Below are 12,827 nucleotides of genomic sequence, written 5' to 3' on the forward strand. Positions count from 1 at the left end.
TTTAACTCTTTAATGCTGCTAATATTTCTTCACTTAAAGGGGCTGTGGTAGGAGGAAAATAGTTTGCCAAATAGCCATTTTCATCTACCAGGTATTTAGAAAAGTTCCACACAGGAGCCTGATCATTCCAGCCGTTTTTAGCCGGTGTTGTTAACCATTCAAAAACTTTGTTTTGAGAAGGATGTTTAACAACGATTGACTTTGCCGCCAAAGGAAATTTTACACCGTAATTCATTTTACAAAATGCTGCAATATCGGAGTCGGTGCCCTTCTCCTGCTCCTTAAAATCGTTTGCAGGAAAGCCTATAATCGTCAATGTATCGGCAAATGCTTCGCTTAGTTTCTGTAAATCTTCATATTGTGCAGTAAATCCACAATCGGAAGCAGTGTTCACCAGTAAAATCTTTTTCCCTTTGAATACAGATAATGCCAATGATTGCTGATTGTTTAAAATAATATTCAGGTCATAAATACTTTCAGGCGGAGCTGTATGTGAGACATTACTTAAAACTCCGTCAAATTTTGCTTTACCGGCTTTCATAATCACCGGATAAAGCCATTTTTTTATTTTTTGCGCGATCTTCATTTTACTTAATTAATAGTTTGAATAAGTTGAGTTTTCCTTCGTACGGAGGGTACTTCAGTACAGGGTCAAACCAACCCGGTGTATTTAATACGCCTTTATAATGCGAAAATACTTCAAAACTTTTTTCTCCGTGATAACTTCCTATTCCACTATGCCCACGTCCTCCAAAAGGGATATTCGGATTGGTTAAATGCCAGGCAACATTGTTAATACAAGCTCCGCCCGAAGCTACTTTGTTTAACCAGAATTGTTGGTTAGAGACAGACTCACTGAAAATATAAAAAGCCAACGGGTTAGGGTTTTGCGCAATGACTTCAAGTGCAGAACGCTTTTCTCTGAATGGAATAATGGGTAATAAGGGGCCGAATATCTCCTCCTGCATAATCGGCGACTTCATGGATACATTCGTCAGAAGAGTAGGAGAAATGTATTTGTCTGCTCTGTCAGTTACTCCACCATATAACACTTTGCCTTCCTGTAAATAACCTGCTATACGATCGAATTGTTTATGGTTGATAATACGCCCGAAATCTTTACTGTTAAATGCGTTTTTGCCAAAAAATTTATCAATTTTTTTAATCAGTAACCGGATAAACTCATCCATCACAGATTCGTGTACCAACAAATAATCTGGCGTTACGCACATTTGCCCGGCATTAGAAAATTTGGTAGCGGCAATTCTGTTGGCAGCAACTTTTATATTAGCGTCTGCATCGATAACGCAAGGACTTTTACCGCCGAGTTCCAGAGTTACGGGCGTAAGTTGTTGTGCGGCCAGCTGATAAATAGTTTTACCTACCGGTGTTGATCCTGTATAGAAGATATGGTCAAACTGAAAGTTTTCAATCATTGGTGGAATAACCGCAGCACCTTCACCTTCTACCCAAAGAATATATTCCGGTTCAAAATGATTGACAATGATATTACGCATCGCTTCACTGGTAGCAGGTGCCAGTTCGCTGGGTTTTAATATAATACAGTTTCCGGCTGCCATTGCGCCGATTAATGGAGTGAACAATAACTGAAAAGGATAGTTCCAGGGAGAGATGATTAATACCACACCGAGCGGTTCGGGTTGAATAAAACTTTTAGATGGGAAATTGAGCAGATTTGTTTTTAGCTTTTTGGGTTTCATCCACTTTTTTAAGTGCTTTATGGTGAGGCTAAGTTCATGTAATGTAAACCCTATTTCAGTGGCCCATGCTTCGGCTGCATTTTTACGTAAATCGTTGTGCAAAGCTTTCATTAAGGAGGCTTCGTTTTCTTCAATTAACCGGTGAAGTTTTTTTAATTGCTGAATACGAAAACTAAAAGGCTTTGTGCTTCCTGTTTCATAATATTTTCTGACTTCGTATAATGCGCTCAATGTTTCCATAAATGGTCTTTTAAATCGTTCGCTATTCGTTTGGCCAGTTCTGTTAGAAAGTGTGGCGTTTGCGAAAAGTCATTTCCGTTCTTAAAGTTACTTATAATATCGTAGGCGCTGTAAAAAGGACTGTTATCAATATTAAAATCTTCTTGAATAACACCTGCAACTACTACCGTTTTTATATTAAAATGTTGTGCCTTTCGGGCTATTGCATACGGACCTTTACCCTCAAGCGTTTGATTATCAAGTTTTCCTTCGCCTGTTATTAATATTTGAAATTCGGGCATTTGCTTATCTAACCCGGTATAGGTATAAAAAGTCTCAAAACCGTCTACTAATTGGGCATTGAATAAGGTTTTCATGCCTGCCGCTACTCCACCCGCAGCTCCGCCTTTTTCTATTCCGGCAATACTTTCGTAGCCATAGTATTCAAGTAAAGAGTTATATTTTTTAAAACTTCTGATCAGCAAATTTTGCATACCTGTGTCGGCCCCTTTTTGAGGGCCATAAACTTCAATGGCATTTTGTGCTCCAAGAAAAGTTGTATTTACGTCACATAATACTTTCAGTGAACAGTTTTGTAATTGTTTATCTGCACCGCTTTTATCTATTTCTGCGAGATGAATCAAGTCTACCGGTGTACTGATTTCATTTCCGCGGTGATCAATGAATTTTACACCCAATGCCTGAGCAATGCCAATACCTCCGTCGATTGTAGCACTGCCCCCCACGCAAAGTAAAATTTCTTTGGCTTTTTTTTGCAGTGCAGCTTTGATGAGTTGGCCGGTGCCGTAAGTGGTCAGGTGGAGCGGATCTTTCTGGTCATCGGTAATCTTGTGTAAACCGTTCGCCGCAGACAGATCTATAATGGCGAGCTCCTCTTCAGCACACCAACCCCATTCTACCAGCTCGATTACACCCAATAAGTTTTCGACCGGTGTTTTAATCAATGTTGCTTTTAGGACTGCTGCTAATAAACTGCCGGTACCGGTACCACCGTCACCAATCGGAAAACTGCGGAGCAAGCCTTTCCATTCAGCTTGTTCAAATCCGAGTTGGATTGCTTTTGCAGCTTCTGGTGCAGATAAGGAGTGTTTAAAGGCGTTAGGAGCGATTAATACATTGGTATTCATGAATGACAGGTGTATCCTAATAAGATACGAAAAAACGCGGAAATCTCCAAATATAAGGGAGAGGGGAGAGTGGAAAATTGAGAATGAAGAATTAAGAATGAAGGGTTCTTTATTTCTCCTGTGTTTAGCAGGTAAAATTATCCCGCAAATCATGCGCTGAATCAATCATTTGAATTGCAATAATACTTACAGCGTGATCTGCGGGATAACTTAATTTCTTAAATACCCTATGTATTACTCGTAAACTGTCGTAGAAAACGAACATCATTTTCACTGAACAAACGGATATCGTTGATACCGTATTTCAACATTGCCGGTCTTTCAATACCCATTCCGAATGCAAATCCGGTATACTTATTCGAATCTATACCGCAATTTTCAAGCACTTTAGGGTGTATCATTCCACAACCCAGAATTTCCAACCAACCGGTTCTTTTACAAACAGCACAACCTTCACCATGGCAAATCTGGCATTGTACATCCATTTCTGCACTGGGTTCAGTGAATGGGAAGAAGCTCGGGCGGAAACGGATTTTGATGTTTTTACCATACATCTCCTGTACAAAGAAGTAAAGAGTTTGTTTTAAGTCGGCAAAAGAAACATTCTCGTCAACGTATAAACCTTCAATTTGATGGAAGAAGCAATGTGAACGTGCACTAACGGTTTCGTTACGATATACTCTGCCGGGGCAAATGATACGAATCGGTAAAGACTGCGTCTCCATTGCTCTGGTTTGTGTATTGGATGTATGTGTTCTGAGTAACCAATCCGGATTACGTTGGATATAAAATGTATCCTGCATATCACGCGCCGGGTGGTGCTCTGGTAAATTTAAAGCAGTGAAATTATGCCAATCGTCCTCAATTTCAGGGCCTTCGGCCACTGAAAACCCTAATCTTTGGTAAATACTGATCACATGATCGAGAAAATGGTTGATTGGGTGGCGGGTACCTAAAGGAATGGCATCGCCAGGAAGGGTTAAGTCAACGGTGGAAGCAGCTCCCATACCAGGATTTTCCTCTAATTTTTCCTTCCAGGCAGCATATTTGTTTTCAGCAATTTGTTTGAATTCGTTCAGAATTTGCCCAAACTCTTTTTTCTTATCTGCGGGAACGCTTTTCATCTCTCCGAAAATAGACTTCACCAATCCCTTTGCACTAAGATATTTGAGACGATAGGCTTCCAGCGCATCTGCCCCTTCTTCTGCGGTTTTTTCAATATCCGCTTTCAAAGCGGCAATCTGTTGTAACAATGCTTCCATGGCGCAAAGATAATATAAGTTCTGAACCGATTGAATGGAATTCAGGGTAAAAACCGTAATTTTTGATCCGGAAAATTTACCTTCAATTTTAATATTCACTTTATCTTGCAGCCATGGATTTTCTGACAGACTTTTTAGATCCTGTTGAGTTGATGGAGATCACCCAGGATATGCAGTACAAAGACGGACAGATGGGAAAGGTGGTAGCCATTTACGACCGGGAGTTCCCTGATTTAGCAGATGTTTCTGTGGTTTTGATTGGATGCAATGAATTTCGTGGCGGCGGATTAGGCGGCAAAAAGCTGAATCCGGCCGATGAAATCAGAAAGGCGTTTTATGACCTTTACTTTTGGCATACCCAGGTTAAAATAGCAGATTTAGGCAATGTGAAAAGAGGAAAAACAACTAAAGATACTTATGCGGCACTCAAAACAGTGGTAACTGAATTGGTAGATGCAGGCAAATTAGTAGTGATTCTGGGTGGTTCGCATGACCTGACATTGGCTCAATATGCTGCTTATGCAGATAAAGAACGTATTATTGAAGCTGTATGTGTGGATGCCGCTATCAACCTTTCAATTGATTCTCCACAGCGCGATCAGAACTTCCTGATGGAAATGCTAACCGGTGAACCAAACTATTTAAGACATTATTCTCACATAGGATTCCAGTCATATTTTGTACATCCGCACATGCTCGAAACAATGGATAAGCTACGCTTCGATTGCTATCGTGTAGGAATGGTGAAGGAAGATATTGAAGAAATGGAACCGGTAATCAGAAGCGCCAACATGATGAGTTTCGATGTAGAAGCTATTGCCAATGCATTTGCCCCTTGTAATCAGCTTACGCCGAATGGTTTAAATGGTGAAGAAGCCTGTACTTTAATGCGCCATGCAGGTATGGGTGATAAAATGAGCTCAATCGGTATATATGGATATCGGCCCGATCTTGACAGAGATGGCCTCACCGCTAAACAAATCAGTCACATGATCTGGTATATTATCGACGGTGCTTATCGCCATCAACGCGAAGCAAAACTAACCGATCGAACATCTTTCAATGAGTATAATGTTGTGTTCGCTGAAGTGGCCACTACCTTCTTACAGAGCAAGAGAACAGGACGTTGGTGGATGCAGATGCCTGATCAACATTTTATTCCCTGCTCTTATTACGATTATAAAATAGCCAGTAACAATGATATTCCTGAGCGCTGGTTGCGTGCGCAGGAAAGAAGTATATAATTTTGAAAAGAGCGCTGATCTGATTGGAAAAATGAGCAATAAAGTTTAAATTGCTTAGATGAAACAATCATTTGGTTTAACCCTGATTAGTGCTCTTTTTTTAGTTTCATGCTCCACCCAAAAAACCATCGGTAAATCTGCCAAAAAGTTTTTACTGGAAGACGAAACGCTCAAGCACGCTCACGTAGGCATCAGTGTCTACAACTCCTCAAAAGATAAAAAAATGTATCAGTATCAGGCCGATAAGTTTTTTGCGCCTGCATCGAATACAAAAATCGTTACTACCTACGCCGCACTTAAGTACCTGAACGATAGTTTACCGGGCGTTCGTTATTATGAAAATGATACGGCCGTTTATCTGGTTCCGACAGGTGACCCTACTTTTTTACACGAAGATTATACAGCCCAACCGGTATTAAATTTTCTGAAAACAGTCAATAAAAAAATATATATCACTGATGGCAACTGGAAGTCAAATGCTTTCGGACAAGGATGGTCATGGGGTGATTACAATGCAGGTTATTCACCTGAAAGAAGTCCGATGCCTATGTACGGTAACTATCTGAAGTTTGTAAAGAAAATTACTACAGCTGGTCAATTAGAATTCTCTGCAACTCCTGCCTATTTTTCTGCATTTACCTGGAAAACAGATGGTGGCCCGAACTTCAATGTACAAAGAAATTGGAAAGAGAATCATTTTACAATAAACAGTGGTGCCGATAGCAGTAAACGTCAGGATGTTCCTTATGTTACCAATGGAATTGAATCTGCCGTTGCCCTATTAAAGGATGTTTTAAAGAAAGACATACAGGTCATTGCATTAGATAAAATACCTTCGAAAGAATATAAAACTGTTTATTCGCAACCACTTGATTCAATGCTACGTCCCCTGATGTACAGAAGTGATAACTTCTTTGCAGAACAAACGCTGATCATGGTGGCAAATGAATTAACCGGTGAGTTAAATGACTCGAAAGGGATTAATGAACTGCGTAAAACGATTTATAAAGACGTACCGAATAACTTTCGTTGGGCAGATGGAAGCGGCCTTAGCAGATCAAATCATTTTGCCCCCAATGATTTTATTTTCATTTTACAGGAGTTGAGAAACACTGTAGGAATGGAAAGAATTAAAAATATATTTCCACATGGTGGAGTAGGAACTTTAAGTGGTTTGTACAAAGAAATACCCGACAAAATGTTTGCTAAAACCGGAACGCTGAACGGTGTGGTTGCTCTTAGCGGCTTTCTGGAAACTAAGAAAGGAAACAATATCGTTTTCTCCCTTTTAGTAAACAACCATCGTGGTGATGCGAATCACGTACGCCGCCAATTTCAACATTTTATCATGCATCTGTACAACAAGTATTAAATTTCTTGTTCACTGATTAATATGTAGTATCTCTCAGTGACCAGTATTTTATCTGATTGTTTTGCTTAAACCGTTTTCATGAACCGTATTACCAAACTAACTGCTTTCTGTACTTTATTACTGGCATCTTGCGCCGGTCAGAAAAACCTCAGTAAACAAGCTACACGTTTATTTGTTGAAGATGAAAGTTTAAAACATGCACACGTGGGGGTGAGTGTTTATCAGGCTTCAACCGGTAAATATCTTTATCAGCACCAGGCCGATCAGTTTTTTATACCGGCTTCTAATACAAAAATTGTTACGACTTATGCTGCTATGAAGTATTTAAAAGACAGTATCCCGGGCATCCGGTATTATGAAAATGATACCGCTGTTTTTTTACTGCCAACAGGTGACCCTACTTTATTGCATGAAGATTATAAAACCCATCCGGTTTTTGAATTCTTAAAATCAACACCCAAAAAAATATACATATCAGAAGACCAATGGAAGTCAAGAGCCTTTGGTTCTGCCTGGTCGTGGGATTATTACAGCTTCTACTATGGTGCCGAAAGAAGTCCGCTGCCTGTATATGGAAACTATATTAAATTTACCCAGCAGGAAAATGGTGGCGTCAAATCATATGTATCTGCTCCTGCCAGTCTTCCCTGGAAAGTAAATGTGAGTAAAACTGATGAGGAAAACTTTTTTGTACGTCGTGACTGGCGCGAAAATGAATACAATGTTACTATCGGAAAAGCAACCAACCGTGCACAGGATGTACCTTATCTTACAGACGGACTCAATGCTTCTATTCAATTGCTTGAACAGGCATTAGGTAAGAAGATGTATAAAATAAGCTTACAACAATTTCCTTCAAAAGAGTTTAAAGTGATTTATTCGCAACCACTTGATTCAATGCTACGTCCCCTGATGTATAGAAGTGATAATTTCTTTGCCGAACAAACACTGATGATGGTGGCCAATGAACTGACAGGTGAAATGAATGATTTTAAAGCAACTGAAATGCTTAAAAAAGGCATTTATAAAACAGTACCGAACGATTTTCGTTGGGCGGATGGTAGTGGATTAAGCCGTATGAATCACTTTACACCAAATGACTTTATCGAAAAACTCAAACTGTTTAAAGCGGATATAGGTATGGAGCGCATCCGCGCAGTTTTTCCACATGGCGGTGTGGGTACGCTAGGTTCTTTATATAAGGACATTGCAGATAACTTACGTGCCAAAACCGGTTCATTAACGGGGGTAATTGCACTGAGCGGTTATTTAGATACTAAAAGCGGCGATCAGTTAATCTTTTCGTTGTTAGTGAATAATCACCGTGGTGATGCGGCTTATGTACGTCAGCAGTATAAAGAATTTCTGATGTATTTATATAATAATTACTAATCCGGAACTTTCCCATTTTTAATGGAAGATGGAATTAGAAACATGAAGAAAATGAAGTTAAAATGGTGATCATCAGATAGAATAAGCCAAAGCGAAGTGGAAAGGTCTTAATGGTTAATATTTTCAGATCTCAATGGGAAACATGAAGAGAATGAAGGTATGAAGGGAAACTAGCTAATCGGCAACACTTGATTTGCTTTTTATCTTCATTTCCTTCCTGTTTAAATTGCAATCATCAGATAGAATAAGACAAAGCGCAGCATCAGGAGCTTCTTAATTTCTTAATGGTGAATTAATTATTTTTTGTTCACCAGGTAAGCTCCGGCAACCAGTAACAGCATTCCCCCCACTTTATTCCAAGAAATCTGTTGTACGGGCATTCCTAATAAACCGTAATGATCCATGATCAACGCAGTGAGGAGTTGACCGGCAATGATAATAACGAACATGTTTGAAGCACCGATATGTGAAATGGAAATGATGGTTGCCGTAACGATAAATGCTCCGAATAACCCGCCTGTAAATTTCCACCAGTCGGTTTGCAGATATTCCTGAAAAGAGGGCATGGGTTGCCTGGAAAAAAGCAGTACCAATAGTAGAGCAACAGTGCCTGCCAGAAAAGAAATAAGTGCTGCCAGTACAGGGTGGTTAAACTGAGTTCTTAATTGTGCGTTTAATCCTGATTGAACAGACATTGCTATACCCGCCAATAATGGCAGCAAATAAAAAATCCATTTCATAAATAAGAAGTTTAAAGCTGATGATATGGCCGGTTGAGTAAATACTTTAAGGTTTGAGGCGGGATGAAAATATTTATAAATCTAAAATAAAAGGCTGCGTTTGATAAACAGCAGCCTTTGGTTTATTATAATTTTCCTTTTACTATTTCCTGAACAACTGCCGGTTCTAACAGTGCGGAAGTATCTCCGAGATTTTCCATTTCACCTTCTGCTACTTTTCTTAGAATCCGTCGCATGATTTTACCGCTTCTTGTTTTCGGTAGCCCTTTAACAAACTGAATCTTATCCGGTTTGGCAATTGGCCCGATAATTCTGGAAACGGTAGCTGTGATATCTTTTTTGAAAAGTTCTTTATCAACCTGGTCATTGTTAAGAATTACATAGGCGTAAATTCCCTGACCTTTTATTTCGTGGGGATAACCGACTACTGCACTTTCTACAACACCGGCGTGCATATTAATGGCATTTTCAACTTCAGCTGTTCCTATACGGTGACCGCTAACGTTTAACACATCGTCAACTCTTCCCGTAATACGGTACATACCTTCTTCGTTTCTGAACGACCCGTCGCCGGTGAAATACTGGTTCTCATACGTGGCAAAGTAATTCGTTCTGCACCTTTCATGATCACCATAGGTGGTTCTGATCATGCCGGGCCATGGAAATTTTATGCATAGATTACCGGTTACATTATTGCCGGTAATTTCACCTCCCTGCTCGTCGAGCAAAACGGGTTGAACTCCCGGAAGCGGATAGGTTGCGTAAGTGGGGATTCCGGGGGTAACATTTGCCATATTAGAAATAAGGATACCACCAGTTTCAGTTTGCCACCAGGTGTCTACGATGGGGCATTTTGATTTTCCGATGTGTTCGTGAAACCAGTTCCAGGCTTCTTCATTAATCGGCTCACCAACAGTTCCGAGTACACGAAGAGAAGTAAGTTTATGTTGTTGTACAGGACCAAGTCCGTATCCCATTAAACTTCTTATTGCGGTAGGAGCAGTATAAAAAATATTTACTTTGTATTTATCTATAATGTCCCAGAATCTTCCTGCATCCGGCCAGGTTGGTACGCCTTCAAACATGAGCGTGGTAGCACCGGCACTTAATGGTCCGTACACAATATAGCTATGCCCGGTAATCCAACCAATATCGGCTGTACAAAAGAAAATTTCACCGGGCTGATAATTGAATACATTAATAAATGAATAGTTGGTATATACCATGTATCCGCCACAGGTATGTACAACTCCTTTTGGCTTTCCGGTAGAGCCGGAAGTGTAAAGAATGAACAACATGTCTTCGGCATCCATTTCTTCGGCCGGACAATCAGCGTTTCCCTGTGTTTCTACTTTTTTAATTTCATCTTCCCACCAAACATCACGCCCCTTGATCATCGATACCGGTGTGCGGGTACGGGTGAGTACAATAACTTTTTCAACGAATTTACATTGTACCAGCGCATCGTCGATTACAGACTTCAGCGGAATTTCTTTGTTTCCCCGGAAGGCACCGTCACAGGTAACAATAAATTTTGCATTGGCATCCTGTAACCTGTCGGCAATACTCTGGGCACTAAACCCTCCGAAAATAACAGAGTGAATAGCCCCGATTCTGGCACAGGCCAATACGGCAATCGCTAATTCAGGAACCATACCCATGTAAATACACACACGGTCACCTTTGGTAACCCCGTTATTTTTCAACACATTTGCAAATTGCATTACTTTAAGGTGCAGGTCACGATAGGTAAGCATTCGATGATGTTCTTCGGGAGAATTTGGTTCCCAGATAATAGCAGGCTTATTTCCTAATAAACCTAAATGCCTGTCTAAACAATTTTCTGTAATATTTAATTTAGCTCCTGAAAACCATTTAACATCGGGCTCTGTAAAATTCCAGTCCAGTACTTTATCCCAACGTTTTCTCCAGTAAAAATGACCGGCGATATCGCTCCAAAATCCTTCCGGATCTGCTACACTCTTCTGATAAACACTGTCGTACTCTTCGCGAGACTGAATCTGGTAGGGATATGACATATACAATTCGTTTTAAACTTGATTAGGATAATAAATATACGAAAATCAGGTGTAAATAAAATGCTAAGCATACTACCATGTGTTAGCATTTTATTAAGTGTTGCTATATATGGTACAATAATAAATGTGTAACAATAATAGATTAATTGAAAAAAAATGAAGTAAATTAATCGAATGAAAACGACTGCTACCCCTCATAGTTCCATATGGAAAATTATAGGAGCTTCTTCTGTAGGAACTCTTATAGAGTGGTATGACTTTTATATTTTCGGAAGTCTTGCCACAGTCATAGCCGATCAGTTTTTTCCTAAAACAAATCCCACCGCAGCTTTATTAAGTACGCTGGCAACATTTGCTGCCGGTTTTATTGTGCGTCCTTTCGGAGCATTGGTATTTGGTAGATTGGGTGATCTGATAGGGCGAAAATATACATTTTTGTTAACCCTGGTTTTAATGGGGGGAAGTACTTTCGCTATCGGACTGATACCTGGTTATGAAAGTATCGGCTTTTTGGCACCGGTGTTGGTTTTACTACTAAGGCTCATTCAGGGATTGGCATTAGGAGGTGAGTATGGAGGTGCTGCTACATATGTAGCCGAACATGCTCCGGATCATAAACGCGGTTTTTATACCAGTTGGATACAAACCACTGCTACATTAGGGTTATTACTTTCTTTAAGTGTGATTTTAATTACCCGTCAGAGCCTGTCACCTGACCCGGAAATCTCAATTCAGCGATTCAATGAATGGGGCTGGAGAATTCCTTTCTGGTTGTCTATACTTTTAGTAGTAGTAAGTATATATATACGAATGAAGATGCACGAATCACCTTTATTCAGTAAAATCAAAGCTTCGGGTAACCTATCGAAAAACCCGTTGAAAGAAAGCTTTGGTAAAAAGGATAATCTTAAAATGGTTTTACTGGCTTTGTTTGGTGCTACGATGGGGCAGGGTGTGGTATGGTATACCGGCCAGTTTTATGCACAGTCGTTTATTGAAACAGTATGTAAAATAGATTTTGAGCAATCCCGGATCATCCTTATCTGGGCAATAGTAGCGGCTACCCCGTTTTTTGTAATCTTCGGAAGCTGGAGTGATAAAGTAGGGCGGAAGTGGATTATGCTGATAGGAATGTTATTGGCAGTATGTACTTACCGGCCTATTTTTAATCAGTTTATTCAATTGTCAGATGTAAATAACAAGACGGTTATAAAAGAGCAGGCCCTTATCTTAAAAGATACAACATTTTACGAAAACGGCCAAATTATGCGCCAGCAGACTCAGATTCAATCTTATACAGATGGAACGACTGCAAAATATGTAGTGGAGTTTGTGGGAGAGCGTGAACCGATAGCAACGCTCAAGAGTAAAACACTCGGCACTTCGTCATTTGTAAAAATGATTGTTCTACTGTTTTTATTAGTGTTATATGTAACGATGGTATACGGACCGATTGCCGCTTATCTGGTGGAAATCTTCCCAACAAAAATCAGGTATACCTCCATGTCTTTGCCTTACCATATCGGCAACGGTATTTTTGGCGGGTTAACGCCCTTCATTGCACTGCTTACAACAACGGTTTATATTAATGATCAGCTCAGTGGTTTATGGTATCCGATTATCATTGCTGCGATCTGTTTCGTAATAGGAGCCATATATATGCAAAACAAGTTTGTAGAAAAAGATTAAT

Annotated in this window: 10 protein-coding genes; 4 read left to right on the top strand and 6 right to left on the bottom strand. The window is 39.9% G+C overall.

Annotation, left to right across the window (positions count from 1 at the left end; all coding sequences use genetic code 11):
• Position 1: 1 nt before the first annotated feature.
• The 4 genes from D9O48_RS08355 to pheS form a co-directional block, all read right to left on the bottom strand.
• Complete coding sequence (locus D9O48_RS08355) at positions 2–586, bottom strand: glutathione peroxidase (protein ID WP_126972493.1); 585 nt, start codon at positions 584–586, stop codon at positions 2–4.
• 1 nt (position 587) lies between these two features.
• The gene (locus D9O48_RS08360) at positions 588–1,961 is read right to left on the bottom strand and encodes an aldehyde dehydrogenase family protein (RefSeq protein WP_126972494.1); all 1,374 of its coding nucleotides are present in this window, start codon (positions 1,959–1,961) and stop codon (positions 588–590) included.
• Positions 1,949–3,088, bottom strand: a complete 1,140-nt coding sequence (locus D9O48_RS08365) for a glycerate kinase family protein (RefSeq protein WP_158624848.1) — start codon at positions 3,086–3,088, stop codon at positions 1,949–1,951. The genes D9O48_RS08360 and D9O48_RS08365 overlap by 13 nt, the downstream gene beginning before the upstream one ends.
• A gap of 227 nt (positions 3,089–3,315) precedes the next feature.
• Positions 3,316–4,350 carry a phenylalanine--tRNA ligase subunit alpha gene (pheS, locus tag D9O48_RS08370; RefSeq protein ID WP_126972496.1) on the bottom strand — a complete coding sequence of 345 codons (1,035 nt, stop codon included), beginning with the start codon at positions 4,348–4,350 and terminating at the stop codon, positions 3,316–3,318.
• Positions 4,351–4,463: 113 nt separating this feature from the next.
• Here pheS and D9O48_RS08375 point away from each other — a divergent pair, with 113 nt between their 5' ends.
• From D9O48_RS08375 to D9O48_RS08385, 3 genes are all read left to right on the top strand, one after another.
• Positions 4,464–5,594, top strand: a complete 1,131-nt coding sequence (locus D9O48_RS08375; protein ID WP_126972497.1) for a formimidoylglutamase — start codon at positions 4,464–4,466, stop codon at positions 5,592–5,594.
• Positions 5,595–5,652: 58 nt separating this feature from the next.
• Positions 5,653–6,966, top strand: a complete 1,314-nt coding sequence (dacB, locus tag D9O48_RS08380; protein ID WP_126972498.1) for a D-alanyl-D-alanine carboxypeptidase/D-alanyl-D-alanine endopeptidase — start codon at positions 5,653–5,655, stop codon at positions 6,964–6,966.
• 78 nt (positions 6,967–7,044) lie between these two features.
• Positions 7,045–8,358 carry a D-alanyl-D-alanine carboxypeptidase/D-alanyl-D-alanine-endopeptidase gene (locus D9O48_RS08385; RefSeq protein WP_126972499.1) on the top strand — a complete coding sequence of 438 codons (1,314 nt, stop codon included), beginning with the start codon at positions 7,045–7,047 and terminating at the stop codon, positions 8,356–8,358.
• Between the two features lie 296 nt (positions 8,359–8,654).
• Here D9O48_RS08385 and D9O48_RS08390 read toward each other — a convergent pair whose 3' ends face one another.
• Together D9O48_RS08390 and acs are read right to left on the bottom strand one after the other, a co-directional pair.
• Positions 8,655–9,098 carry a DMT family transporter gene (locus D9O48_RS08390; protein ID WP_126972500.1) on the bottom strand — a complete coding sequence of 148 codons (444 nt, stop codon included), beginning with the start codon at positions 9,096–9,098 and terminating at the stop codon, positions 8,655–8,657.
• 125 nt (positions 9,099–9,223) lie between these two features.
• A complete protein-coding gene (gene acs, locus D9O48_RS08395; protein ID WP_126972501.1) occupies positions 9,224–11,137 on the bottom strand; it encodes an acetate--CoA ligase in 1,914 nt (637 codons plus the stop codon).
• Positions 11,138–11,311: 174 nt separating this feature from the next.
• On the opposite strand from acs, the gene D9O48_RS08400 reads away from it, so the two are divergent.
• Positions 11,312–12,826, top strand: a complete 1,515-nt coding sequence (locus D9O48_RS08400; protein WP_126972502.1) for an MFS transporter — start codon at positions 11,312–11,314, stop codon at positions 12,824–12,826.
• Position 12,827 lies beyond the last annotated feature (1 nt).

The organism is Gynurincola endophyticus (assembly GCF_003991195.1).
Classification (GTDB): Bacteria; Bacteroidota; Bacteroidia; order Chitinophagales; family Chitinophagaceae; genus Gynurincola; species Gynurincola endophyticus.

Excerpts from the sequence above, each read along its gene's own strand:
- D9O48_RS08355 (WP_126972493.1), bottom strand. The coding sequence starts at position 586 with ATGAAGATCGCGCAAAAAATAAAAAAATGGCTTTATCCGGTGATTATG.
- D9O48_RS08360 (WP_126972494.1), bottom strand. The coding sequence starts at position 1,961 with ATGGAAACATTGAGCGCATTATACGAAGTCAGAAAATATTATGAAACA.
- D9O48_RS08365 (WP_158624848.1), bottom strand. The coding sequence starts at position 3,088 with ATGAATACCAATGTATTAATCGCTCCTAACGCCTTTAAACACTCCTTA.
- pheS (WP_126972496.1), bottom strand. The coding sequence starts at position 4,350 with ATGGAAGCATTGTTACAACAGATTGCCGCTTTGAAAGCGGATATTGAA.
- D9O48_RS08375 (WP_126972497.1), top strand. The coding sequence starts at position 4,464 with ATGGATTTTCTGACAGACTTTTTAGATCCTGTTGAGTTGATGGAGATC.
- dacB (WP_126972498.1), top strand. The coding sequence starts at position 5,653 with ATGAAACAATCATTTGGTTTAACCCTGATTAGTGCTCTTTTTTTAGTT.
- D9O48_RS08385 (WP_126972499.1), top strand. The coding sequence starts at position 7,045 with ATGAACCGTATTACCAAACTAACTGCTTTCTGTACTTTATTACTGGCA.
- D9O48_RS08390 (WP_126972500.1), bottom strand. The coding sequence starts at position 9,098 with ATGAAATGGATTTTTTATTTGCTGCCATTATTGGCGGGTATAGCAATG.
- acs (WP_126972501.1), bottom strand. The coding sequence starts at position 11,137 with ATGTCATATCCCTACCAGATTCAGTCTCGCGAAGAGTACGACAGTGTT.
- D9O48_RS08400 (WP_126972502.1), top strand. The coding sequence starts at position 11,312 with ATGAAAACGACTGCTACCCCTCATAGTTCCATATGGAAAATTATAGGA.